General features: G+C 69.2%; 15 protein-coding genes. 8 read left to right on the top strand and 7 right to left on the bottom strand.

Annotated elements, in window-relative coordinates; genetic code table 11:
* The first annotated feature begins 72 nt into the window (after positions 1-72).
* Positions 73-675, top strand: a complete 603-nt coding sequence (locus ACSFBF_RS12575; protein ID WP_093058637.1) for a LuxR C-terminal-related transcriptional regulator — start codon at positions 73-75, stop codon at positions 673-675.
* Between the two features lie 72 nt (positions 676-747).
* Here ACSFBF_RS12575 and shkS read toward each other — a convergent pair whose 3' ends face one another.
* Positions 748-2163 carry a surface-behavior sensor histidine kinase ShkS gene (gene shkS, locus ACSFBF_RS12570; protein ID WP_435467324.1) on the bottom strand — a complete coding sequence of 472 codons (1416 nt, stop codon included), beginning with the start codon at positions 2161-2163 and terminating at the stop codon, positions 748-750.
* Positions 2164-2264: 101 nt separating this feature from the next.
* On the opposite strand from shkS, the gene ACSFBF_RS12565 reads away from it, so the two are divergent.
* Positions 2265-2663 carry a VOC family protein gene (locus ACSFBF_RS12565; protein ID WP_435467322.1) on the top strand — a complete coding sequence of 133 codons (399 nt, stop codon included), beginning with the start codon at positions 2265-2267 and terminating at the stop codon, positions 2661-2663.
* On the top strand, positions 2657-3058 hold the full coding sequence (locus ACSFBF_RS12560; protein ID WP_435467320.1) for a phage holin family protein: 402 nt from the start codon (positions 2657-2659) through the stop codon (positions 3056-3058). Before ACSFBF_RS12565 ends, ACSFBF_RS12560 begins: the two co-directional genes overlap by 7 nt.
* A gap of 21 nt (positions 3059-3079) precedes the next feature.
* Here ACSFBF_RS12560 and ACSFBF_RS12555 read toward each other — a convergent pair whose 3' ends face one another.
* On the bottom strand, positions 3080-4393 hold the full coding sequence (locus ACSFBF_RS12555) for an FAD-dependent oxidoreductase (protein WP_435467318.1): 1314 nt from the start codon (positions 4391-4393) through the stop codon (positions 3080-3082).
* A gap of 306 nt (positions 4394-4699) precedes the next feature.
* The gene (locus tag ACSFBF_RS12550) at positions 4700-5707 is read right to left on the bottom strand and encodes a Bug family tripartite tricarboxylate transporter substrate binding protein (RefSeq protein ID WP_435467316.1); all 1008 of its coding nucleotides are present in this window, start codon (positions 5705-5707) and stop codon (positions 4700-4702) included.
* Positions 5708-5841: 134 nt separating this feature from the next.
* Between ACSFBF_RS12550 and ACSFBF_RS12545 the strand changes: the two genes are divergently transcribed.
* The 3 genes from ACSFBF_RS12545 (at position 5842) to ACSFBF_RS12535 (ending at position 8929) form a co-directional block, all read left to right on the top strand.
* Positions 5842-6741 (top strand): LysR family transcriptional regulator, encoded by a 900-nt coding sequence (locus ACSFBF_RS12545; RefSeq protein WP_435467314.1) that lies wholly within the window; start codon positions 5842-5844, stop codon positions 6739-6741.
* Between the two features lie 98 nt (positions 6742-6839).
* Positions 6840-7751, top strand: coding sequence for an alkaline phosphatase D family protein (locus ACSFBF_RS12540; protein ID WP_435467312.1), 912 nt, complete (start codon positions 6840-6842; stop codon positions 7749-7751).
* Between the two features lie 167 nt (positions 7752-7918).
* Positions 7919-8929, top strand: a complete 1011-nt coding sequence (locus ACSFBF_RS12535; RefSeq protein WP_093077247.1) for a LacI family DNA-binding transcriptional regulator — start codon at positions 7919-7921, stop codon at positions 8927-8929.
* A gap of 18 nt (positions 8930-8947) precedes the next feature.
* On the opposite strand, the gene ACSFBF_RS12530 is transcribed toward ACSFBF_RS12535, so the two are convergent.
* The 3 genes from ACSFBF_RS12530 to ACSFBF_RS12520 are packed head-to-tail and all read right to left on the bottom strand — an operon-like array spanning position 8948 to position 21604.
* On the bottom strand, positions 8948-9232 hold the full coding sequence (locus ACSFBF_RS12530) for a hypothetical protein (RefSeq protein ID WP_435467310.1): 285 nt from the start codon (positions 9230-9232) through the stop codon (positions 8948-8950).
* A gap of 31 nt (positions 9233-9263) precedes the next feature.
* Positions 9264-13541: an OmpA family protein gene (locus ACSFBF_RS12525; protein ID WP_435467308.1), complete on the bottom strand. Its 4278-nt coding sequence runs from the start codon at positions 13539-13541 to the stop codon at positions 9264-9266.
* On the bottom strand, positions 13538-21604 hold the full coding sequence (locus ACSFBF_RS12520; RefSeq protein ID WP_435467306.1) for an SdrD B-like domain-containing protein: 8067 nt from the start codon (positions 21602-21604) through the stop codon (positions 13538-13540). The genes ACSFBF_RS12525 and ACSFBF_RS12520 overlap by 4 nt, the downstream gene beginning before the upstream one ends.
* Positions 21605-21828: 224 nt before the next feature.
* Between ACSFBF_RS12520 and ACSFBF_RS12515 the strand changes: the two genes are divergently transcribed.
* Positions 21829-22680, top strand: coding sequence for a helix-turn-helix domain-containing protein (locus ACSFBF_RS12515; protein WP_435467304.1), 852 nt, complete (start codon positions 21829-21831; stop codon positions 22678-22680).
* Positions 22681-22698: 18 nt separating this feature from the next.
* The gene (locus tag ACSFBF_RS12510) at positions 22699-25002 is read left to right on the top strand and encodes a sensor histidine kinase (RefSeq protein WP_435467302.1); all 2304 of its coding nucleotides are present in this window, start codon (positions 22699-22701) and stop codon (positions 25000-25002) included.
* A gap of 31 nt (positions 25003-25033) precedes the next feature.
* Here the strand turns inward: ACSFBF_RS12510 and ACSFBF_RS12505 are convergent, their stop codons facing one another.
* Complete coding sequence (locus ACSFBF_RS12505; protein ID WP_435467300.1) at positions 25034-26107, bottom strand: L-idonate 5-dehydrogenase; 1074 nt, start codon at positions 26105-26107, stop codon at positions 25034-25036.
* Positions 26108-26120: the final 13 nt, after the last annotated feature.

The following is a 26120-nucleotide window of genomic DNA, read 5'->3' as shown; positions in this document are numbered from 1 at the left end:
CGGCAAAGCCCATCGGCTTATCCGCCGATGAGCAGGAAGAGAGAAGACGGTGCGATCACAAAGGAAGAAAACATGAGCATTTATGTCATCGACGACCACCCCCTGATGCGCGACGCGATCGTGATGGTCTTGCGGCGATTGCGTCCGGCCGAGAACATCGTCGAGCTCGAGCGCCTCGACAAGCTCGCGAGCTCGGTGCAGCAGCGTGGTGCGCCCACCCTCTTCTGCCTGGACCTGAAGCTCCCGGACACCAATGGCGTGTCGGGCGTGATCGCGGTCAAGCAGGTCTATCCGAACGTGCCCATTGCCGTGTATTCGGCGGCACCTTCCGCGGACATGGAGGACGCCTGCATCGAAGCGGGCGCGGACACCTACATCGAGAAGTCGGCCAGCTCCAACGAACTGGCGGCTGCCTTGCGCGGCCTGCTGATGGCAGGCTCGGAAGACGAAGCCGACGAGATGCCAGCCGCCAACAGCGGCAAGCTGTCGAAGCGGCAGACGCAGCTGATCGCCATGCTCGACAAGGGCATGAGCAACCGCGACATCGCCACCGACCTGGAGATCAGCGAGCACACGGTGAAGGTGCACCTGTGGCGCCTGTTCCGCAGGCTCGGCGTGAAGAGCCGCACTCAAGCTCTGCACTACGCGCGCACCAACGGTTTGCTGTCGGGCTGATTCCCGCCGGCGAACCTGACGACCTCTGGAACCGCGCCCTGTGCGCGGTTTTTTATGCAGACCTCTCGCAGCTCAGCCGCCTGAGGCGCTCACGCGGGCTTGCGCTACCGCTTCGTCGGCATCGTGCAGCGCCACGCGGAACACGCTGCCGCTGCCCAGGCGCGAACGCACGCTGACGGGGTGGCCCAGCACGTGCGACAGCCGCGCGACGATGGCAAGGCCCAGGCCGAAGCCGTCGGAGGTGCCGGCATGGTCGGCCACCTTGTAGAACTCCAGAAACACATCGCGCAAGTGCTCGGGCGCGATGCCGATGCCGGTGTCCCACACTTCCACGCGCAGGCCGTCACGTGTCTGCCGCGCCGCCAGCAACACGCCGCCTTCGGCCGTGTACTTGATGGCGTTGGCCAGCAGGTTGCCGATCATGCGGCGCACGCGGATGGGGTCGGTCAGGAACGAGCCCTCGCACACGTGCACGCGAAAGTCGAGGCCGCGGGTCTCGGCCACCGGTCGGTATTGCAGTTCGAGGTCGTGCAGCAGCTCGGGCACATCGACCCGCTCGACGTGCAGGCGCACCTGGCCCGAGTCGATGCGCGCCAGGTCGAACATGGAGTCGAACAGCGCGTTCACCGCGTGCGTGGCGCGCACGATCTTCGGCGCGAGCTCCAACACCAGCTCCGGCTCGTTGCGCAGCCAGTCGGCATACAACGAAAGTGCCAGCACCGGCTGGCGCATGTCGTGTGCGGCACTGGCAAGAAAGCGGTTCTTCATGGCCACGGCCGACACCGCCGCCTGGCGCTGCTGGGTCAGCGACTTGATCAGGATGTGGTTGTGGAACAGCAGCTCCAGGCTGTTGCGCGCCGTCTCGTGAATGTGCCGCCCCGCCCGCAGCAGCAGGAACCAGTGCAGGATCGGCAGGATGGGCATCAGGTAGCCGTACTGGAACTGCGGGTGGTGCATGGCAATCGACGCCAGGCGTATCACCACCGCGCCCAGCATCGTGATGAACAGCGTGTTGACGTAGCGCTTGAGCAGCGGCGGATGCAGCGCCAGCCCGTTGAGCGGAAAGGTGCCCACGCCGGCCACGATGAGCCAGCTCATGAACTGGTTGACCTGCGGCGTGCGCTCGAAGAACAGCAGCACCGACAAGCCCCACACCACCGCGCTGGTGCTCCAGACGAAGCCATAGCGCTCGGTGAACTGCTGCTGCGCCGCCGCGCTGCGCCCGGCATAGCGCACCGCATAGACCCGCGCACCCCAGGCGCGGCACGCGGTGGCGATGAGCCCGGCCACGAGCCACGTGAGCAGCTCCCAGCGGGGCACGTAGGCCCAGTTCAGGCCGACCATCGCCGGCATCAGCGCGGCCGATACAAAATACGAGCCCCGCGCGGAGCGCATCAGGCTGCGGATGAGCTCTCCGCGCACCCACGATTCGGCCTCGTCGGCCGAAGCCGGGGCGGGGGTCATGCTGGCGATAGACGCGTTGGCCATAAGAGCGGCGATCTTAACGGCGTCCTCGCCATTGTTTCCTAGGGTAACAATCGAAAACAGCGCTCAACAATTCAAACGCTAACCAGGAAGAATTCACTCGCATGCTGTCCCATGTCTACATCGGCGCGAACGACTTCGAGCGCGCCTTTTCCTTCTATTCGGCGCTCATGGGCGAGCTCGGCCTCAAGCTGAGGTTTCGCGACGACAGCAAGCCCTGGGCCGGCTGGCAAAGCCCCGACGCGCCTCGCCCGCTCTTCCTGGTGGGTACCCCGTACGACGATCAGTCTGCAACACCCGGCAACGGACAGATGGTGGCGCTGATGGCCGCCGACCGGGCCACGGTAGACCGCGCCCATGCCACCGCCCTCGCGCATGGCGGCGTGTGCGAGGGCCCGCCCGGCCTCAGGCCGCACTATCACCCGGACTACTATGGCGCCTACTTCCGCGATCCCGACGGAAACAAACTCTGCGTCTGCTGCCACACACCCAACCCATGCTGAACAACCTGACTCCCTTCCTCATCCACTGGGCCATCACCGCCATCTCGCTGTGGGTGGCCAGCCACCTGTTTCGCGGACTCAAGTTCGACAGCACCGGCGCGCTGGTGATCTCGGCGCTGCTGCTGGGCCTGGCCAACGCCGTCGTCAAGCCGCTGCTGATCGTGCTCACGCTACCGCTGACGCTGGTGACCTTCGGGCTGTTCCTGCTGGTCATCAACGCGCTGATGATCCTGCTGGTGGCGGCACTGGTGAAGGGCTTCAAGGTGTCGGGCTTCTGGACCGCGCTGTTCGCGAGCATCTTCATCTCGCTGCTGAGCATCGCCATCGGCTCGTTCGTGACGAGCGACGACCCGGCCGAGAAGGTGCAGATGCCGCAGAGCGGCAACTGGCTCTGACTTTTCTGAACGCCTAAACGATCAGGCGAGCACAGCGCCGCCGCGCACCAGCGCCTCGCGCAACGCAGGCACGGGCACCGCCCTGACCTGCGCGCCCATGCCGGCATCCGCGCCCTTCACTGCCATCGCCGCGGCAATGCCGGCCGCGTGCCCGACTGCCATGGAGATCGTCATGACCCGGATCGCCGCCAGCGCCTCGTGGCTGGCCGAGATGCCTCGGCCCACCACCAGTGCGTTGTCGAGCGTGCTCGGAATGAGGCTGCGATACGGGATCTGGTAGGCGTGGTCGTCGTCCATCGGCACGTAGTGCAGTGCACCGCCCTGCGCCGGATGGATGTCGATCGGATACGCGCCCGCGGCGATGGCATCTTCGAACTGCACGGGCTGGAGCAACTCGCCGGCCGTCAGCACATGGTCGCCTTCCACCCGCCGCGTTTCGCGCACACCCACCTGCGTGGCAAAGGCGCGCAACCGGCCGTTCTCGCAGCCGGGCACCGAAGCGGTAAGGAAAGCCGCCGCCTTCCATGCCTGGCGCCGGCCTTCGATCTCGGCCGCGCCCAATGCCATCGGGTCGGTGGCGTCGATGCCCAGTCGGCTGATATTGAACCAGCCGTCGTCCGAATACGGATCGCGGCTCGAATGCAGCGCGGCCCGCGCCAGCCCGCCTTGCGCATAGCCCTGCGCGGCCAGTGCGCCAAGCTCGGCCTTCGACAGCGCGCCGAAGCGCTCGAAGTCGATCGGCCCGAAGCGAAACATCATCGTGGCGGGCTGCAGCGCCTCGCCGTCGCCGAGTTCGAGAAAGCGCGCACCCGCCTGCTTCAGCGCATCCATGTCGCCGGACGCATCGACCAGCACGCCCGGGCGCAGCCGCAGCACGCCGCCCTTGGTGAGCACGCGCAGGCCGGCAATGCGCCGCCCTTCGCACTCGACATCGAGCAGGCTGGCATGCAGCAAGGGGCGCACGCCGGCCTCGGCCACCATGTCGTCGAGCACAAGCTTCAGCACTTCGGGCGCGTATTCCACGCGGTCCATATGGTGGCCGGTCGACATCACGAAGCTCTCGTGCTCGCGCGCTCCGCCATACAGCCGCAGCCGCGTGACCACTTCATCGGCCAAGCCTGCCACCACCTTGCGGCCGTTGCCGGTCTGCCAGCTGTTGAACTGGGCCACTGCGCCTGCCGTGGCATTGCCGCCCAGGAAGCCGTAGCGCTCGACCAGCACGACTGACGCGCCCTGCCTGGCCGCTGCCACGGCGGCCATGGTGCCTGCGACGCCGCCGCCGCATACCACCACGTCGGCTTCTATGACGTGGCTGCTTTTGATGTCTGTGTTCATGCCGGTGTCGCTTGTGTTTTGTCGGCTTTTGTTCGGGGTGCGTGCGAATGACACCGGGTACTCCCCTCCGCGAATGTCCCCCGGCCTGCGGCCTCCTCCTTTATTTCGCTGCGGGGAGCACCCGATGCCATTCGCACATGAACGCTGTCGTTGTGCGGCCGGGTCAAGCGCTGCGTCCAACGATCACGTCGATGGGGTGCCTTGCGCAGCGAAATAAAGGAGGAGGCCGCAGGCCGGGGGACATTCGCGGAGCAAGGTACCCCGTCGGCGTGAGCGCACCCCGAACAGGAAGAGCAAGGTTTCATCTCAGTTCTCGACCTGAATGCCACGGCTCTTCACCACCTGCCCCCAACGAGCACCTTCAGCCTTCAGATACTGCGCCGTAGCCTCGCGTCCTCGAACGAATGTCTCCAGGCTCAGCGCATCGAAGCGCTTCTTCACCACATCGGATTGCAGTGCAGCCGCCAGCAATTTCTCCAGCCGAGCCAAGCCCTCGGCAGGAATGGTGCCCTTGGGCGCGACCAGCGTCGCCCAGCCCTCCACTTCGAGGCTCTGCAGCTTCAGACTGCGCAAGGTCGGCACGTTCGCAAGTTCAGCCACCGGCTGCGCCGAAGACACAGCCAGCGCGCGCAGCCGGCCCGAACGGATGTGCACGATCACGCTCGGCAAATTCAGGAAGCCCATCGACACGAGTCCCGAGATCAGGTCGGGCATCAGCGCGCTCTCGCCCTTGTAGGGCACGCTGACCAGCGCGGTGCCGGTTTCCTGCGCGAAGAGTTCAGCCGTCAGGTGTGCCAGCGTGCCCGTGCCGCTGTTGCCTGCGCTGAGCTTGCCGGGCTGCGCCTTGGCCTGGGCCACAAGGTCCGCCACCGTCTTCGCCTTCGACTCGGCGGGCACCACCAGCACCAGCGGCTGCTGCGAGACCATGCCGATGGCATCGAAGTCGCGCGACACGTCGTAAGTGAGCTTGGGGTTCAGCGACGGGTTGATCACCATGCTGTTGCTGCCCATCAGCAACGTGTGGCCGTCTCGGCTTTGCAGCGCCGCCATCACGCCGATGGCGCTGCCCGCGCCGGGCTTGTTCTCCACGATCACCGGCTGGCCCAGTTGCGGCGCCAGCACTTCGGCCAGTACGCGTGCCGACCCGTCCGCACCGCCACCCGGTGCAAAGGGCACGATGATGCGCAGCGGCTTGGTGGGCCAGGCATCGGCGGCGTCTGCGCGGCGACCGAGGGTGCTGGCAAGTGCCGCGACCGACAGCATGGAAAGCGCATGCCTGCGTGTGATGCCGCGTACGGCGTTGACCTGGACCATGTCTCGTTGCCTCTTTTATGTTCTTGAAGGAAGAAGCCCGATCCTAGGAAGCCCCCGCGCGCCCGGCAAATACCAACATGTCGCAAGCCCATAACATCGCGTTATCGAACAACGCCATTGCGCGGACCCAAGTCATGAATCTCCGACAGATCGAAGTCTTCCGCGCCGTCATGCTTGCCGGCTCCGTCACCGACGCGGCGCGCTCGCTGCACGTGTCGCAGCCGGGCATCAGCCGCATGCTGTCGCACATCGAGCTGCAGCTGGGGCTGCGCCTGTTCGAGCGCCGCAAGGGCAAGCTGCTGGCCACGCCCGAGGCGCAGGCTCTGTTCGCCGAGGTCGAGCAGGTGTACCGCGGCGTGGCGCGCATCGACGACTGCGCGCAGGCATTGAAGGACGGAAAGATGCTCACGCTGCGCGTGCTGTGCAGCCCGAGCACCGGGCTCGACATGGTGCCGCGCGCACTCACCGCGCTGGGCGAGGAGTTTCCTTCCGCGCGCATCTACTTCGAGGTGCTGCTCGCCAAGGAGATGGTCAAGCGCCTGGCCGCGCACGAGGCCGACGTGGCCATCTCCACCCTGGCCATCGACGATCCGCTGCTCACCGCGCGACCCATCGGCCAATGGACGCTGGCCGGCGTGTTCCCGCGCGGGCATGCGCTGGAAGCGCGGCGCACGCTGAAGCCGGCCGACATCCTGGGCGAACGCATGATCTCCTTCAGCCCCGACACGCCGCAGGGCCGCATCATTGCCGACTGGTGCGTGGAGCACCGCTGCGAGCCCGATGCGCGCATCGAAGTGCGCGCCGGCCAGAGTGCCTGCGCCATGGCTGCGGCGGGCGCCGGCGTCGCCATCGTCGACGACCTCACGGCACGCGGCTGCATGACCGACAGGCTGAGCTTCAGGCCGATCCGCAAGGCGCCTTCCTTCGACATCTTCGCCGTGACCAACCACAACTTTGCGGCTTCGCTGCTGTCGGGCCGCTTCGTCGCGCATGCCGAAGCGGCGCTGCGGCAGCTGAAGAAAGAGCGCGCCTGAGCACACAGCGCCATCCCATGTTTTGCGGAGAGACAGAGCGCACGGGCTGCCTATGATCCGCCTCACCCGGCACCCAGACCGGTGAATGAGGAGCCCCCATGAAAATCGCCTTTGCCTCGTGCATGAACCTCCGTCCCGGCCACGCGCAGGTGGTCTGGGACAAGGTCGCAGCCCACCAGCCCGACTACCTGTTCCTGCTGGGCGACCAGATCTACATGGACTACTTTCCCCACCTGGAGGAACCCCGGGACTGGAGCGACGACTACTTCCGGCGGATCATGGCCGAGAAGTACACCGCCCAATGGGACACGCCGGGCTTCAAGCAGCTCATCGCCACCGTGCGCGAGCGCCAGGACCAGGGCGGCGGCGTCTACGGCACCTGGGACGACCATGACTTTGCCTGGAACAACGCCTACGGCACGCAGGTGAGCAACACCAAGAAGGCCATCTCGCGCGAGCTGTTCACGGAGTTCATGCAGATCAACCCGCCGGGCCCCGGCATCTTCTATTCCGTGCCGCTGCAGCATGCAGGCCAGCGCATCGGCAAGGCCATCTTCCTGGACACGCGCTGGTTCCGCGACGTGCCCGGAGAGAAGAAAACGCTGCTCGGGGAAGCGCAGTTCGCATTCCTCGAGAACGAGCTGAGGAACGAGCAAGGCTTCGTCCTGATCTGCGCCGGCACGCCGATCCGGGCCACCGGCAACGGCTGGATGCCCTACGGCGACGACTACGCGCGCTTTCGCCGGATCATCCAGGGGCGCCACACCATCTTCCTGTCGGGCGACATCCACGAGAACGCCTTCCTGCCGCCAGCCGGCGAGACGAAGATGTTCGAGGTCATCTCCTCGGGCGCCTTCGTCACCAAGTACAAGCTGGTGGGCCATCGCGAGAACTTCGGCATCCTCGACTACACGCCCGCCGCCACCGACATCAAGCACTTCGACAAGCACGGGCTCGAGATGCACAACATCATCGACAACGCAACCTTCGAGCACCGCGAGGTGCGCTAGCGGCTCATTCCTGAAGAGCCATCACCCGCTGTATTCTTCGCCTTTCGAATCCGGCGCCTCGCGGGTTATCGGCATCCCGTTCCGCGAGCAGCACTTCCGAGAGAGAACGAAGCCCCTTGCCCCCAACCAAAGCCAGCGCTGCCGCCCCCCTCACCCGCCCCGCGACGATGGCCGACGTGGCCGCGCGCGTCGGCGTGTCGAAGATGACGGTGTCGCGCGCGCTCAACCGGGGCGCGAGCAGCGACCGCGTGACCTCCGAGGCGCTGCGCCAGCGCATCCTGCAGGCCTGCGAGGAGATGGGCTACGTCATCGACCAGACGGCGCGCACCTTCTCCAGCAAGCGTTCGGGCTTCATCGCGGTGCTGATTCCCTCGCTCAACAACTCCAATTTTTCAGAAACCGCGCAGGGCATCACCGCGGCAGTGGAAGCACGCGGCCTGCAACTGCTGCTGGGCTACACCGACTACCGCGTGGAAACCGAAGAGCGCCTGCTGCGCGCCATGCTCGCGCGCCGGCCCGAAGGCGTGATCCTCACGGGCGGCTCGCACACACCCGCCGCGCGCTCGATGCTGCAGGCCGCCGGCGTGCCGGTGGTCGAGACATGGGACCTGCCCGCCACACCCATCGAACACACGGTCGGCTTCTCGAATGCGGAGGCCGCCGCCGCGATGGTGCGGCACCTGCACGGCAAGGGCTACCGGCGCATCGCCTTCATCGGCGGCACGTCGAACCGCGACACGCGCGGCGCAGACCGGCAACGCGGCTACGCGGAGGCAATCCGCGAACTGGGCCTGCCCGACGGACGCGTCATCAGCTTCGGCCAGCCGCCGATCTCGATGGCCCAAGGCGGTGAGGCGGTGGTGCAACTGGTGCGGCAGTGGCCCGACGTGGATGCGGTGATCTGCGTGTCCGACCTGTCGGCCTTCGGCGCGCTGATGGAATGCCAGCGCCGCGGCTGGAACGTGCCGGGCCGCATCGCGATCGCAGGCTTCGGCGACTTCGAGGTGGCGCGCGCCTGCCATCCGCGCATCACCACCGTGGCGGTGGATTGCGTGGGCATCGGCAAGGCGGCGGGCGAACTGCTGCTGCGTGTGATCGACGGTGCGCGCGAAGGCCATCGGCCGCCTGCGGAGACGGTGATGATCCCGTTCCGCATCGAGCAGCGCGAAAGCTCCTAGTACCGGGTTCTTCCCGGGTCAGCGCACGCCGGCCATCAGCCGCGCCTCGCTGCACAGCCGCGCGCCGAAGTCCTCGCAGCGCACCTCGAACCCGTACGCCGCCGCCCGGCGCAGCGCGAAGGCAGTCACGTCGCGCAGGTAGGTGCGCTCCGGCCTGCGGCCGGCCGCGGTGCGGGCCTCGAAGTCGGCCTGGAAATCGCGCGCCCACTCCTCGTAGAGCCGGTAGCGGTCGCAACGGTTGCCGGGGCAGCCGGCCCGCGCCAGCGTCTGCGCGATGTCGACCAGCGGAACCGTGATTGGCATGTCGTGTCCTTCGCGCATGGCACGGGCTTCGTCAGAACTTGCCGAGCACGTTCAGGAACCACCCCTTGCTGCGGTAGCTCATGTCGGTGAGGTTGTCGGAGTAGTCGGTGAAGTTGTAGCCCACGCCCACCTTCAGGTTCTCGTTGACGTGGTAGTACGCGGCGGTGACCCAGCCGCTCTTGCGGTCCTTGAGTTCCTTGGCGCGCAGCGTGCGCCACTCGAGCATCCAGTCCCAGTTGCGCACCAGCTTCCAGTCGACGCGCAGCACGGCGAGTTCGGCCGAGCTCTTGAACCACGGCGACGAGTTGTCGCGGCTCGCGCGCAACTCGCCGCGGCGCCGGGCGTACTTGCCGCCGAGGGTCCAGCGCGGGTCGATGTCGTAGGTGGCGTCGATGGCGAAGACGTGGCTGCGCTGCTGGTAGTCGATGCCGGTGGTCGACACGGTGCCCAGGCTCGAGTCGACACCGCCGGACACCACCTGGCCCGGCGACGACAGGTCGTACAGGTAGGTGTACTTGAAGAGCAGGTTGAGCCGGTCGTTCAGCGCCGGGCGCAGCGCGTAGCCGAGCATGGCTTCGGTGTACTTGGCGGCGGCCAGCGTGCCGGTGGTGCTGTCGCTGTCGGCCCAGTTGAACTTGCCGACCCAGCGCGCGTCGTCGTCCACCTTCCAGCTGAATGAGTTCTTCACCAGCCAGCTGGTGCGCGTCTCGGCCGTGGTGCGGTCCTTGCGGTATTCGAGGCCGCCGCTGTACTTCATGCGCTCGCTCGAATAGCCGGTGGTGAAGGCCACGGCCTCGCGGCGCGTGGCACCCAGGGTCTCGGCGCCGATCCAGCCGTTTTCGAAGTTGACGCCGAAGGTCCAGCGCGTGTCGGGCGCGTACTGCACGCCGTAGGCATGCGTGAGGCCCGGCTGGGTGCCGGTGGCCTGGCGATGTTCGGTGAACATGGTCAGGCCGTCGCCCACACGGGAGCGCACGCCGGTCACGAGGCTGCCGCCGCGGCCGATGAGGTTCTCGTCGGTGCGGCCGGTGTCGGCCACGTAGGTCATGTAGAGGTTGGAGCGGTCGTCGTACTGGTAGTCGACGCCCGCCTTGCCGGCCAGTCCGCCGTCGCCGGTGGAGACCTCGCCGCGCAGCGCGAGCTTGTCGTTGACGCGGTAGCGCCCGCCGAAGCCCAGGCGGTCGTTCTCCAGCCGCGTGCCGGTGCGCCGCAGCGTCTTCTGCGCAAAGCCGTAGGCGCTCCAGCGGTCGCTGCCGGTGTATTCGAGCTGCACGGCCGCGTCGGCGCGCTCGCCCGACACCGCCTGCGTGGTCGGCAGCGACGGGCTGGTGATGAGCGCGTCGCCGGTCTTGTCGTCGTAGCGCAGGCCGAGGCCGAGCTTCCACTCGGGCGACAGGGTCAGGGCGTACTGCGCGTCGAGCACGCTGCTGTTGTAGCCGTCGCGCTCGTCGCGGCGGTCGGCCTTCAGGCGCAACTCGCCCGCCCCGCTCTGGCCCTTCTCGCCGAAGGGCACGGTGGCCTGCACGCCGGTCTGGCGCGTGGCGTTGCTCGCGTACTGGCCTGGCGCGGAGAAGCCCGCGTCGCGCGACTGCGCATAGGCGCTCACGCGCCCGCCGCCGCGAATGTCGAAGTCGCCCAGGTCGGCCTGCCCTTCGAGGCGCCATGCGTTGGCATTGCCGGTGGGTCCGTTGCCCAGCGTGTTGCCGATGGTGCCGTTGCGGCCGGTGAAGCTGAAGCCGCCGTCCAGCGAGTCGAGCTGGCTGGTGCCCGGGCCCTTGCTGCGCGCGAACTCGCCCTTGAAGTAGGTGTTCTCGGTCTTGCGCAGCGTGATGTCGGCGCCGGCCAGGCGCTGGTCGCCGCCGATCTGGTCCTGCCGCGACGCGGTCACGCCCACGCCCACGTGGTCGTTGGCCCACCACGACACACGGCCGCCCACGGCGAGCGTGTCGAGCGAGGAAGTCAGCGGCGTGTATTCGTAGTCCACCACCAGGTAGGTCGGCATGCCGGTGAAGCCGCCGGCGCGCACCAGCGAGCCGTCGTCCGACAGGCTGGGCAGCGGCGCCGACAGCAGCACGCGGCCCTGCAGGTAGTCGATCTCGTAGTCGGAACTCGGCACGAGCTGCGTGCGCTTGAGCACGAAGCCGGAGTCGCGGTCGCGGATTTCCAGCGTCACGCGCTCGGCGCCGCGCGTGATGTCCTGGTTGCGCAGGTAGTAGAGCGAGCCGCCGGTGCCGCGGAATTCCTCGCGCGCGGCCAGCGTACCGGGCTCGGCCGCGAAGGCGTCGACCTTCAGGCGCGCTTCGCCGAACGAAGTCGATTCCTCGCCCAGGTAGCGGCCATGAAAGCCGTAGAGCCCGCGGCTCACGCGGGTGAGTTCGGTGTCGCCGAAGTTGAGCTTGAAGTTGCCCCACATGGCCTGCGAGCGGCCGTCGTCCACGCGCAGGTAGAAGCGGCCCTGCGTGGGCGCGTCCTCGATGGTGGTGGAGTCGTCGCCGAAGGTGCTCCACGAATCCTCGGGGTCGAAGCGGCGGAACAGCGAAGTCGGGTCCTTGCGGTCGAGGTTGCGGAACAGTTCCTTCAGCGGGCGCTCTTCCGTGTCGACGCTGGCCGTGAGCGTCCAGCGGTCGTTGAGCTGGCCCTTGGCATAGCCGGCAATGCGGCCTTCGCTCCAGCCGCCACCGCCGTAGCGGTTCTTGTCGTTGGTCATGATCGCGGCCGGCCCGCTCACGCTGTTGCTGCCCACGGTGAGGTCGGCCTGGCCCACGAAGAACCAGTCGCTCGCGGGCAGTTCGAAGTCGCGGCGGTAGGCACGCGTGGCGCCCTGCGCGTCGGTGACGGCGATCTCGCCGGTCTGCACGCGGCGCGGCACCAGCTGCTGGAACACGAAGCGGCCGCTCTCGTCCACCGGCACCGCGAAGCCGAGCGCGCGCACGCTCTCGCCGGGGCGGATGGCTGCGCCGCTGGCGGTAACGGTGCCGGCGCTCAACGGAATGTTGGCGATGGCGATGTTGTTCTGGCCGTAGCCGCGCAGCAGCTCGCGCGCCGGGTCGGGCGGCGTGCCGGTCTCGGGCTTGTGGCGCTGGGCCAGCGTGAGCGAGAGGTCGTCGGTTTCGTCGAAGCGGCCCTGGCGGTCGTACACGCGCACGCGGTAGTACAGCTTGCCGCTCGCGCCTTCCGCGAGGCGGTTCAGCAGGCCTTCGGGCACCTGCCATTCGCCGCGCAATGCGGCGTCCAGCGGCACGGTCGCGACCAGGCGGCGCTGCATCACGTCGTTGGCGGTGAACACGCGCAGCTCCGCCTTGCTGGTGAACAGCAGGTAGTTGCTGTAGCCGGCAAAGCGCACGGTGTCGCCCGCCACCACGGTGGTGGGCCAGGCGCTGGCGCTCAGGCGGCGCGGCTGCGAGAGGTTGTCGTACTGCAGGCGCAGCTGGTTGCGCTCCAGCTGCACGTCGACGCAGCGCTGGCGGTCGGCACTCGTCGTGCCGTCGCCGGACGGGAGCTTGCCGTCGGCGGACAGCAGCTGGCCGTCCACGCTCAGGCGCAGCGGCGCGTCGTCGGTGCCGAAGGCGGTGAAGGTGCGGCACACGCCGGGGTCGGCCGGTGCGGGGGCCGGCGCGGCGATTGCATCGCGCCAGTACACGCGCACTTCCACGCGCCGGTTGGCAGCCCAGTTGCCGGGGTCGGCGGCGGGCGTGGCCACGGGTGCATCGGGGCCGCGCGACGTGGCGGAGGCCGCGGCCTCCGGCAGGCCCAGGCGCTGCGTAAGGTAGCGACCGGCCTGCTGCGCGCGGGCCAGACCCAGCGCGTGGTTGTCGGCGAAGCGCTCGCGCGACTTCGCGCTCAGGGGCTGCGTATCGGTGTGGCCGACGATCTCGAAACGCAGGCCGTCACGGCCCTTCACCTGGTCGGCGATGCGGTCGAGCTGCGCGCGGTCGGCGGGCAGCAGGCCGTCTGCGCCGGAATCGAAATGCGGCGTGCTGGTGTCGCTGCGTTCGGCGGGCCTGGTGGCGGACGATGCCGCCACGGCGACGGGCGCCGCACGCTCGTCGCCGAGCACGAAGGTGGCCTTGGGCAGCTCGCGCTCGCTGCTGCGCGGCAGGCGGCGCGCGCCGTCGATGTCCACAGCGCGCGGGTCGGCCGTGGCCTGGTCGAGCATGCGGCCGCGCACCGCGGTTTCCTGCGCGGCGGCCAGCCCCATGCTCAGGCAGGCGGCGGTCACGGCGCCTGCAAGGGCCATGCGCTTCGGAAGCGTCTTTCTTCTTCTCATGTTGGCTCGCTGGATCGGGTTCGGTGTCTGTGGGCGGGTCATGGCTTCGCCTCGTCCGAGGCGGCGGTGGCGGGCACCAGCTCGACCTCGATGTCCAGGTTGAAAAGCGGCGGCTCGTTGCGCCCGGCGCGTTGTTCGCCAAGCTGCTTCCAGCGCGCGAGCACCGCGGCCTTCACCGCGTCGGTGCGCTGGCGGCCCAGCGATGCGGGCTCGCCCGGCGCAGCCTTGTAGGCCAGCCGCAGCACCGCCGTCTTTTCGGCAAGCACGCTCACGGTGCGGTCGAGTTCGCCCGCGAAGCCGGCGCGCAGCGCGGCGGCGCCTTCGTCGAAGGCCGCGCCCTGCAGCGCGAGCCGCACCACGCGGTGCACGGTGGCGCCGAAGTTGATCTTCAGCACCTTGCCGCGCGTGGCGCGCTCGGCCGCCGGGTTCTCGCTGGTGGTGCGATAGCCCGAGGGCAGCGTGCGCTCGTCGAGCTTGAGCACCAGGTTGCTGCCGGTGCCTTCCTTCGGAATGGCGGCGCAGGCGATGTGGTAGCGGCCTTCGGTGTCGGTGGTGGCCAGCACGCCGTTGACCGTTGCGATGCGCACGTTGGCAAGGCCCGGTTCGCCGTCGTCCTGATAGCCGTTGGCGTTTTTGTCGTCGTAGACCTTGCCGATCACGTCGGTGCAGTCGAACAGCGCGTCGGGCACCACGCGCACGGTGGCGGTGGCAAGGTTCGACAGCGTGCGGCCGCCCACGCCCTGCAGTGCGACGACCTGGTTGACGAACTCGCCCTCGCCCACGCCGACCCCCACGCCCGCGACCATCAGGTATTCCTTGGTCTCGTTGGGCGCGAAGTTCTGGCCGGGCACGACGACCTGGCGGCCGTTGATCTGCGGCACCACCGGCAGCGCCACGCCGCCGGGCATCGTGCGCACGGTGAGCGAGCCCTGGATGTAGCGGAAGCCCGGCGGCAGCGTGTCGACCACGGCCACGCCCGGCACGGGGTTGCCGCGCGTGTTGCGCGCCGTGATGCGGTACGGCAGCAACTCGCCCTTCTTCACGGTGAGCTTCGAGGTCGTCTTGCGCAGCTCGATGAGCGTGGCGTCCGACGGGTCGAGCGGGATGTTGTTGGCCACCACGTGCTGGCCGCCGCCTCCCGGCACCTTGAACATCAGGTAGTAGCCCGCGCCGGTGACCAGCGCCGCGCCGGGGCTCACCACACAGGGGTTGGTCTGCGCGGGTGCCGGGCCGTTGGCGGGCGCCGAGCACGACTGCGTGCCCAGCGCGCCGGACGCGGCCGGGTACATCGACGACGGCAGGTAGGCGCCCGGCGGCGTGATGGCCAGGCGGTAGTCGCCGGCCGGTGCGCCCGGCAGCAGGAAGAAGTCGTAGTAACCGTTGGGGCCGGTCGTGTAGCTGTCGCGCCCGTCCAGCAGATGCTGCGCGGGGTCGAAGCCGGGCGGGCCGACCAGGCGCACCACGGCGCCCGGCACCGGCGTGCCGCTGACGCTGTCGTACACCACGCCGCCCGGGTCGTACGGCAGGTCCTGCTTCTGCACGTTGGCGCCTGCGTTCACGCGCACCTTGATGGTGAAGCGCGGGTCGCTCGCGGGGGGCGTGGGATACGGGCCGCCCGCGCCGTTCTGCGACGCATCGGTCGGCCACACGCCGCCCACGACGCGGCCGTCGGGCGAGCGGAAGCGCACGCGGTATTCGCCGGGCACGAGGTCGCCGAAGCGGTAGCTGCCATTGGCGCTGGTGGTCACGGTGTAGAGCACGGTGGCCGCGGTTTCCGCGCAGGCGTTGCCGCCGTCGGCGCAGCGCAGCAGCTCGACCGTCCAGCCTTCGCCCTGGCCTTCGCCCGACTCGCGGCTGCGGTTGTGGTTCTGGTCGAACCACACGGTGCCGGTGAGCGAGGCTGGCTGGTTGCTGTGCTCGTTGAAGTCATAGCCGGTGCCGTGCGCGTCCAGGCCGGTGAAGTTCACGCGGATCTGGTTCGGCCCCTGCGCGGTGCCGCCCAGCGTGCCGGGCACGGCGATGCCTTCGTCGTAGCCGGTGGGTTGCGTTTCGGTAACGGTGTAGCCGCCGCTACCGGGCAACGGCAGGCCGGGCAGTTCGTAGCGGCCGTTGGCGTCGGTGACGGCGGTGCGCGTCACAGGCTGGCCCGCGGCATCGGTGCCGGTGAGCGTGATGGTCACGCCCGGAATCGGCAAGTCCTGCGGCTCGCGCGTGCCGTTGCGGTTGGCGTCGTTGTAGACGGTGCCCGCCAGCGATGCGCCGCGTTCGCCGAAGTTGTAGTTGTCGCCGTTGCCGCCGCGGTACGCGATGGCGCCGATGACGTCGTTGCCCAGCGCGCCGCTGGCCGTGCCTTCGAGCGTGCCCACGGCGTCGAGGCCGTCGGCATACGTCACGGGCTGCGTCTCGCGGATGGTGTAGCCCGCGGCGTCGGCCGGCAGCAGGCCGGTGAAGACGTAGCGGCCGCTGGCGTCGGTGACCACGGTGGCGTTCACCACCAGGCCGCTGGCGGAGCGGCCGGTGATCGTGAGCGTCACGCCGGGAATGCCGACCTCGGTGGGCTGGCGCACGCCGTCGTTGTTGGTGTCGACGTACACCCAGCCGGCGATCTGACCGCCGCGCTCGCCGAAGTTGTAGTCGATGCCCAGGTCTTCCGACACCAGCGTGAGGCCGCCGAAGCGGTCGTTGGTGCCGCCGGGGTTGGCGGTGCCACGCGGCGCGCCGCCCACGGTGCCGAGCGACTCGGTGCCGTCGGCCACGCCGGCGGGTTGCGTCTCGTCGATCTGGTAGGTGCCGGGCGTGAGCGCGTCGACCAGGTAGCGGCCATCGGCAGCGGTCTGCACCGTGCGATCGACGGCGTTGCCCTGGAAGTCGGTGCCGGTCACGCGGATGGTGGTGCCGGCGATGCCGGGCTCGCCGCTGTCCTTGGTGCCGTTGGACGGCGCCACGTCGGCATACACGTAGCCCGAGAGGCTGGCGGGCTTCACGGCCGAGAAGTTGTTGCCGGCCGAGCCCGAGCCCACGGCGCCGAGCACGATGTTCTGGATGACGTTGGCGGTCGAGCCGTTGGGGCCGTTGGTCACGCCGGTCCCGCTGGTCGGCACGGCGCCGGGCGTGCTGCCCGCGCCGCTGACGTTGCCTGCGCGCGTGATGCCGGGCAGGTAGCCCGCCGGCCGCGTCTCGGTCACGGTGTAGCTGCCGGGCGCGAGGTTCGGAAAGCTGTAGTCGCCGCTGGCGTCAGTGGTGGTGGTGCGCGACACCGTCTGGCCGTTGACGTCAGTGCCCGTGAGCGTGATCGTCACGCCCGCCAGGCCCGGCTCGGTGGCCGGTGCGCCCTGCGCGCCGCTGCCGTCGCGGTCGTAGTACACGCGGCCCGAGATGCCGCCGGGCAGCAGCTCGCCGAACCAGTACTCGCCCTGCGTGAGCGGCACATTGGTGCCCGAGACGGTCACGCCCGTGATGACGTTGCCGCCGCCCTGCGGCGTGCCGGGTTGGCCGTTGTTGTTGGCCTTGCCCGGCGCATAGTTGGCCGGCTGCGTCTCGGTGATGGTGTAGCCGCCCGCACCCGACGGGGGCACGTTGCGGAACTCGTAGCCGCCGACCGTGCCGGTGGGCACAGCGAGGATGTTCACCGCATTGCCCGCGGCGTCTGTGCCCGTGAGGCGCAGTTCGACGTTCGGGATGCCGGTGTCGCCCGCCTGCGGCGTGCCGTCGTTGTTGGCGTCGACGAACACGCGCGTCGTGATGCGGGTGAGCAGCTCGCCGAAGTCATAGCCGGTGCCCGTGACGTTGGAGCGCAGCGCGATCGCGTCCACCACGTCGTTGCCCGCGGTGCCGCCTGCGGTGCCGGCCGCGTCGCTGCCGTCGGCGAAGGCCGCGGGCTGCGTTTCGGTCAGCTTGTAGCTGCCGGGCGTGAGGTTGTTGAAGGCGTAGTTGCCGGTGGTCGCGGCCGTGGTGGTGGTCAGCGACACCGGGTTGCCGAACATGTCGGTGCCGGTGAGCGCGACGGTCACGCCGGCGATGCCGGGGTCACCCGCGCTGGCGGCGCCGTTGTAGTCGGCGTCCTGGTACACGCGGCCGGCCAGGCTGGACAGGCGCACCTCGCCGAAGTTGTTGGCCGTGGAAGCGCCGCCCGTGCCGAGCACGATGTTGTCGATGCGGTTGGCATTGGAGCCGTTCGGGCCGTTGCTGGCGCCGGGCGGCACGGTACCCATCGTGCTGCCCACACCGCTGACGGTGCCAGCACGCGTGATGCCGGGCTGGTAGGCAGCGGGCTGGTCTTCCACCACGTTGTAGGTGCCTGCGGGCACGGTGAAGCCCCAGTTGCCGTTGGCGTCGGTGGTGGTCGTCATGGCGACCGCATTGCCCGCGCTGTCGGTGCCGTTCAGGCGGATGGTGACGCCGGCGATGTTGGGCTCGCCGCCGTCGATCAGGCCGTTGCCGTTCAGGTCTTCGTACACGCGGCCGGACAGCGCGCTGTTCTGCACCGTGACCTGGCCGTCGTTGAAATTGTTGCCGCCGTCCGGATCGGTGCCGCCGTTGGTGTCGCCCGAGCCGGTGGTGATGATGTGCGCGCGGTTCGTGAGCACGGTGCCGTTGGCTGGCGCTGCGCCGCTGAAGCGCACTGGAATGCGCACGGTGGCGGTGCCGTTGGCCGGCATCGAGGTAATGGCACAGCTCACGGCCGTGCCGCCGGCAGCGCCGGTGCAGGTGGGCGCGACGGGCGTGAAGGCACCGCCGGTGACGGTGAACACGGGCGTGCCCGTCAGCACCAGCGGCGCGGGCAGCGTGTCGGTGAAGCTGGTGGTCTCTGCGCTGTCGGGGCCGTTGTTGCGCAGCTGCACGAGCCAGTCGAAGGTCTGGGCAGACGACACGGTAGCCAGCGGCGTGGCGGTGCCGGTCGTGACGGCGGCCTTGGAAACCACCTGCACGTCGGCCTTGAAGCGGAAGGTGGTGTTCTCGGCCACCGCGTTGTTGCCCTGCACGGTGTCGAAGGCATTGCGCGTGGCGTCGAAGAAGTCGACCTTCGCGTTGTTCTGGAAGGTGCCGCGCGACGTGCCCCTGAGCACCACGCGGAACTGCAGCGAACTGAGCTCGCCGGTAGACGTGGGGCCCGTGCCGCCCAGCGTCGGGATGGTGAACACGATCTGCCCGCCGGCCGAGCCGATGGCCGCGCCGCCGGCCAGCGCGAAGCTGGTGCCCGTCGGGGCATTCGACGGGATGCTCACCGACACCAGCGTGGGCGGTGTCTCGCCGCCGGGGCCGGGCAACGGCAGCGTGTCGACCAGGCGCACGTCTTCCGCCGTCGACGCGCTGTTGTTCGACACGGTGATGGTGTAGCCCACGTCGTCGCCCACGTTCACCGGGTCGGCGTCGTCGCGCTTGGTGACGACCAGGTCGTACACCGGCGCGGTGACGGTCGCGGGCACGGCGGCGTCGTTGTTGGTGGTGAGCAGCTCGGGCGTGTCGGTGGCAACGTGCGCGCCGTTGGTCACAGCGGTGCCGTTGAGCGCGTACAGCGGCCGCACGCGCACCGTGACGGTCTGCTGCACGCTGCGGTTGAGCGAGTTCCAGCTGCACACGAGCTGGTTGTTGGTGGTGCCGGTGCCCGTGGGCTGCGTGGTGACCGGCGTCGTACCGCAAGTACCTCCGCCGGAGGCAACGGCCGTGAGGAACATCAGGTTGGCCGGCAACGTGTCGGTCACGCTCACGGCGTATGCACGGCTCAGGCTGTCCGGTACGTTCCGGTTGACGACGGTCAGCGTGTAGGTGAGCAGCTGGCCGACCGGCACCGTGGCCGGGCTGGCCGACTTGGTGACCGTCACGTCGGTGCGGGCCAGGAGGTAGGCGGTGGTGCTGCCGTCGTTGTTGGCCAGGTTCGGGTCGGCCGGTGTGACCGCCAGGGCATTCGCCGTGTTGTTGATTTCGAAGCCGTGGTCGGTGGCCGAGCGGCCGTCGCCGTAGTGCGACGCAACGACGCGTATCACCGGGCACAGCGGCAGCGCGCTGGTGGCGTCGGTGCTCGCGCGGCAGACCGGCAGTGTCGACAGCGTGCAGTTGGAGAGCGAAGCCTGGCCGAAGCCGCCGCCGTTGGCCGGCAGCGCGCAGGTGCCGGCGAAGGTGCCGCCGTTGGGCGTCTGCGTGACGTTGCCGGCGCCTATCACCTGCGCGAAGCTGTCGGTGATGACCACGTTCTGCGCTTCGGAAGGCCCGGTGTTGACCACCTCGATTTCCCACGTGACAGGCTGGCCCGCGATCTGGCGGTTGCCGGCGCTGTCGCCGATGCCCACCACGCGCTTGAGCACCTTCACGTCGGCGGCGGTGGCTGTGTCGTCCACGCCGGTGCCGAGGTTCACGCAGTCGTTGCCGGTGTTGGCGTCCGGGTCGGCGCCGAGCGTGGGCGCGCTCGCGGGCAGCGCCACGTTCACGCACATCCTGTTGACGATCTGGCCGCCGCCCGAGGGCAGCGCCGGAATGGTGGCGTTCACGATGATGTAGCCGCCGTTGCGCGCGCTGGCGCCGTTCGACAGGTCGACATCGATGTCGGTGGCGAGCGTGCGCGTGCAGGTCACGGTCGCGGGGCCGGGCACTGGCGTGGCGGGCGTGGGGACGACGGTGGTGCCGCCCTGGGTCACCGTGCAGGTGTAGCCGTCGCGCTGCGTGACGCTGTTGATCTGCACGCCGGCCGGCAGGTCGTCCACCAGCTGGATGGTGCTGCCTGCCAGCAGGCGCGTGCTGCCGAGGTTGGTGCTGCCGACCTGGTAGTCGAAGGCCTGGCCCAGCGGCACGTTGTTCTGCGGCCAGCCGCGTCGCTTGTCGGCGCGGAAGTCGGTGGCGGAGACCGCAACGTCGGCCGGCACGCTGCCGGTGGCGGAGTTGGCGATAGGGCCGGTCGCGCTCACGGTGGCCTGGTTGACGACGCCGGTGCCGGCGGACGAGGCGATCACGGGAACGAGGATGTCGCCGAGCGCCACGTTGGCGCCGCCGGTGCCGCCGATGTCGGTGCGCGTGCAGCTCACCGTCTGGCCGGCGACCGAGCAGGTCCAGCCGCCGCCCGCGGAGAACGGCTGGATCGTGAAGTTGGCCGGCAGCGTGTCGGTCAGCGTGACGCCCGTGGGAGCGGTGCCGCTGAAGCTCGGGCTCAGCCTGAAGTTGAAGCGCTGGCCCACCAGCAGCTGGCCGCCGTCATGGCTCTTGGCGAGCGCGAGCACGTAGCCCGCCGTCACGGTGGTGTTGGCGGTGGCGCTGTTGTTGGTGGAAACGCCGTCGCCGATCGAACCCGCCGGCGCCACGGCCGGCTGGTGCGTGATGGTGGAGCCCGCGCCCGCGGTGACCACGCCGTTGACGGTGAAGGTGCGCGTGTTGCTGCCCGCGGTGGCAGGCGTGGCCGGCACGTTGCAGGTCAGCTGGCTGCCGCTGATCGAGCAGCCCGAGGGCAGGCCGCTGCCCGAGACCGACAGGCCCGTGGGAATGGAATAGGTCAGCGTCGAGCCCGAGCTGGCGTCGGGGCCGTTGTTGGTGATCGTGAAGACGATCGGCACCGTGCTGCCGCTCGGCGCGGTGGCCGGCGCGCTGATGGCCACCGACACGTCGGCACCCTGGTTCACCGTGATGATCTTGGTTTCGCTCGAGCTCCCCCCACTGATCGCGGCGGTGACGCTCAGCGTGCCCTGGACGGTGGTGCGCAGCAGCACCTGGAAGTCGCGCAACTGGTTGGCGCCGAGCGTGATGCCCGAGCAGGTCAGCGTGCCCGGGCCGGCGGCGCCCACGACCACGTCGGCCGAGCAACTGCCCACGGGGACCGAGCCGGTGCCCATGTAGATCGCGTTCGCGGGGATCGTGTAGGTGAACGAGGCGCCCGGCGCGCCGATCGGCAGGCTGTCGGTCTCTGCGATGGTGACGGTACTGGTCACCGTGCCGCCGGCGGGAAGGATGTCGGGCGAATGAACCAGGCTCGACACCTGCGGCACGGCATGCGCGGCCGCGGCGAATAGCAGCCCCGCCAGAGGCGCGGCCACGCGCGCCAGGCAGCGGCGCAAGCGCGCGGCGTTGGAAAGCACGTCGCGGCGCGCCGACGCGTGCGACAGATTCGTTGGGGTCCTGAACATCCCGTCCCTCGTGATTGCTCTGATGGACCGGGCACCGTTTCTTTTGTCGCCGCTGCATGCGGCGGGGTGCTCCGGAAAGGGCGCGATTCTTGGACCCCACTCACCGGTGCACTTTTGGCATTCAGGACAAAAACTTTGCTGTTAATGACATTTGTTTACGAATGCAACATAATGTGAACTAAATCACACAGCGTTTCGGTGACGCACTCCTACGCTCGACGCCCATGTCTTATTGGTCGACCTCGCCGCCCCGGCGCGCGCACATCCTCGTCATAGACGACAACATCGAAGAGCTGCAGTTGCTGCTGGGAGCACTGCGCGAAGCGGGACACCGCATCAGCCTGGCGTTCGACGCCCTGGAGGGCTACCGCAGGGCGACTGCGCTGCAGCCTGACCTGGTGCTGCTGGACGTGCGCATGGGCGCCACCGACGGCTACGCGACCTGCCGGCTGCTGAAGGCCGACCGCGCGACGACACGCATCCCGGTGATCTTCGTGACCTCGTCGAGCTCGGTGCAAGAGCGGCTCACCGGCCTGCGCGAAGGCGCGGTCGACTACATCCTGAAGCCCTTCGAGCCCGCGGAAGTGCTGGCGCGCGTGGCTGTGCACCTTGCGCTGTCAAGCAGCCGGCAACAGGCGCAGGCCTGCATCGCGCAGGCCGAGAGCGCAGTGGAAAACGCGAAACGGGAACGCGGCGCCAGCACCCCGGGCGCCGACCACACCGACCGCGTGCTCGCGCAGGCCGTCGAACACCTGGTGCGCGCCGACCTGGCGAACGTGCCTGCCCTGCCCGAGCTGGCGGCGCGCGTGGGCACGCACGAAAAGCGGCTGTCGCGCGTGTTCCGCGAACAGACGGGCCGCACGGTGTTCGAGTTCGCGCGCGAGGCGCGCCTCGCCGAGGCGCAGCGGCTGCTCGCGGAGTCGGCGCTCAGCGTGGAAGAGGTCGCGCTGGCCGTGGGCTTCTCCAGCGCGGCCAACTTCTCGACCGCATTCCGCGAGCGCTTCGGCCGCACGCCTACGGCGTTTCGCCAGGCGCCTGGCACCTCGACTTCTCCGCCATCGGTGCCGTCGGCCTGATGCGGCGCTGAGAAGGCGGTGACCACCCCGGCCCTGCGCGGCATCCGCACGTTGCTGCTGTGCGCTGCCTTCTGGCTGGCGGGGTGGCCCGCGGCGCAGGCGGACATGCTGCGCGTCGACGACGCGACCCGCTGGCCGGTGGCACTCGACACGCACGTCGAGGTGTTCGAGGACACCAGCACGCAGTTGTCGCTCGACGAGGTCGATGCCTTGGAGAGCGGCGTGCCCGGCGGCTTCCAGCCCGGCAGCGCGGCGCGCATGCGGCCGGGCTTTTCGCGTTCGGCCTTCTGGCTGCGGCTCACGCTGGTGAACGACACCGGCGCGATCCAGCCGCTTCGGCTGGTGCTCGACGCCACGTGGCTGCAGCACGTTGATTTCCATGCGCGCCGCGAGCTGGCGGGCTGGGCCACGTGGACACATGAACAGGCCGGCGTGTCGGTGCCGTCGAAAGCCGCACGGGACCGCGAGCGCGTGCCGACGCTGTCCCTCGACCTGCGGCCCGGCGAGCAGGCGCATGTGCTGGTGCGGGTCCAGACGAACAGCAGCGTCAAGCTCGCGCCAGCGCTGTACTCGGCCGATGCCTGGCGCAAAGCAGAAAGCAGCCATGCGCTGCTCGACGGCCTGCTGATTGGCGGGCTGCTCGTGCTCTCCGTGTATTCGCTGGCGCTGTGGTTCATCTCGCGCGACCTCGCAACGGCACTGCAGAGCCTGGGCTTTGCGCTCGTGGCGCTCTACGAGGCCGCCTACCGCGGCCACGCACGGCTCGCGCTGTGGCCCGACAGCATCGAATGGAGCTACCGCGCGGCCGGTGTTACCGCGGGCTGCTGTGTGCTCTCGCTGATGTTCTACCTGTACGCGGTGTCGCGGCGCAGCCCGGTGCGCACACCTGGCCTGTTGCTGTTCGCGCTGCTCGCGGTGGCGCAATGCGTCGTGGTGCTGGGCACGCTGCTGGGGCCGTACGCGCCCTTCGCGCGGGCCGGCACGCTGAGCGCGCCGGTGGTGGTTCTCGCGCTGACCGCCGGCACTTTCATCTACATGCGGCGCGCCGGACCGGGCGGGCGGCTGGCCTTTCCGGTGATGAGCATCGTCACCGTCGGCGTGTGCCTGCGGCTCACCGAGCTCGCGATGCCGGCGCACGTGATCCCCGGCTTCGACGCCTATGCGCTGGGCTTCCCGGGCATGCTGGTCGGCCTGGTGGCGCTGGCGGCGTGGGCGCACCACCTGTCGCGGCAGCGGCGCGTCGCGCAGCGCACGCTGGTGCACTGGCAGGCCGAGGAACAGCAACGGCTGCAGGAAGAAGTGAAGCGCAAGACGCACGCACTGAATGCTGCGCTGGAGCAGGCCGAGCACCAGGCGCGCGAGCAGACGCAGCTGCTGGCCTACATCAGCCACGACCTGCGCGCGCCGCTGTCGACCATCATCGGCAACGCGCGCCTGCTGCATGGCGACAGCTCGCCGCCGCCCGAGCGGCTGCAGGCCATCGAGCGCAGCGTGGCCTACCAGCTCGCGCTGATCGACGACCTGCTCGACTACGCGAAGAGCGAGCTGCTGCCCTTCGCCTTCGAGCCCCGGCCGGTGCACCTGCGCGCGCTGATCGACGACGTGGCGCAGTACGCCGACACGCTCGCGCAACGGCAGCACAACCGGTTCGAGCTGGAAGTGCTGGGCGCGCTGCCGGTCGCGGTGTACCTCGACAGCAAGCGCTTCCAGCAGCTGCTGCTGAATCTTCTGTCGAATGCCGCGAAGTTCACGCGCGACGGCAAGATCGGCCTGCGCGTGCAGGCACGGCCGCGCGCGGACTCATGGCGCCTCAGGTTCGACGTGTGGGACAGCGGCATCGGCATCGACAAGGAAGAGCAGGCGCGCATCGTCCAGGCCATCGCGCAGGGCGCGCCGAGTGCCAACGGCCACGGGCTCGGGCTGGCGATCGCGCGACGCATCGTGCAGCACATGGGCGGGCGCCTGCTGCTGGAGAGCCACCGCAACCTGGGAACGCGTGTGCACTTCTCGGTGATCGTGAAGGACGCGCCCAAAGAATTGCTGCCCCTTGCCCCGAAGCCGCAACCGCCGCGCCCTGCACCACTGCACAGGCCGGGACGCCCGCCGGTGCCCGCAATCGCCCCGCTGCCCGCGGCGGTGCGCGAAGAACTCGAAATGCTCGCACGCGACGGCCGCTGGAGTGACCTGCACGAATGGGTCGACCGGCTCTCGGCCGACGCGCGCCACAGGGCGCTGGTCGACGCGGTGCGGCATGCGCTGGACATGCTGGACTTCGAACACATCCGCCTGCTGGCGCGCGCAACGCCGAACGCGAGTCAGTGACGCTGCGCGGCAGGCGTCTCCGGGAAACCCGTCAGGCCGCTACAGCCTCTGCGCCCGTATCCGCAAAATCGATCAGCACCTTCATCGCCTTCTGCCTGTCGCTCGCCAGCTCGAAGGCCTGCCGCGCCTGCAGCATCGGGAAGGTGTGCGTCACCACCGGCGACAGATCCACGCGCCCTTCGTTGATGAGCCGCACCGCGAGCGCGAACTCCGCATGGAAGCGGAACGAGCCGCAGATGCTGAGCTCCTTCGCCACCACCATGTTCTGCGGAATGCTCACGTCACCGCCCAGCCCCAGCTGCACAACCACGCCGCGCGGGCGCATCACCTCCAGCCCGTCGCGCAGCGCGCGCTCGTTGCCCGAGCATTCGAGCATCACGTCGAAGGTGCCCTTGTCGGCCGAGTAGCGCGACACCCAGGTCTTGTCCTGCGCGACGTTGATGACGTTGTCGGCGCCCATGGCACGCGCAATGGCCAGCGGCTCGTCGACCACGTCGGTAGCGGTGATCTCGGCCGCGCCATGCGCGCGCGCCGCCGCAATGGCCAGCACGCCGATGGGCCCGCAGCCCGACACCAGCACGCGCTTGCCCAGCAGCGGCCCGGCGCGCGACACGCCGTGCAGCCCCACCGAGAACGGCTCGGCCAGCGCGGCCAGCCGCAGCGGCACGTGCTCAGCCACCTTCACGCACTGCGTGGCCTCGCACAGCAGCATGTTGCGGAACGCGCCCTGCACGTGCGGCGTGCGCATGGCGCTGCCGTAGAAGCGCATGTCGAGGCACTGGTTGGGCAGGCCTTCGAGGCAGAACTTGCAGGCGCCGCAGGGGCGGCTCGGATTGATGGCTACCTTGTCGCCGATGCGCACGCTGTCGACGCCGGGCGCCACCGCCACCACGGTGCCGGCCACCTCGTGGCCCAGCACCATCGGCTCCTTGATGCGCACGGTGCCGAAGCCGCCGTTGTGAAAGTAATGCAGGTCGGAGCCGCAGATGCCGCCCATGCCGACCTTCACCAGCACCTGGCCGGGGCCGATTTCGCCGGCGTCCTGCTCGTCCAGACGCAGGTCGTCAGGAGCGTGGATCACGAGGCACATACAACGCAAACGCATGATTCTTTCCTTC

This window comes from Variovorax nivicola, assembly GCF_051216475.1.
Lineage (GTDB): Bacteria > Pseudomonadota > Gammaproteobacteria > Burkholderiales > Burkholderiaceae_C > Variovorax.
Note: the sequence above shows the minus strand (reverse complement) of the source record. Positions and strands in the feature narration are given on the sequence as shown.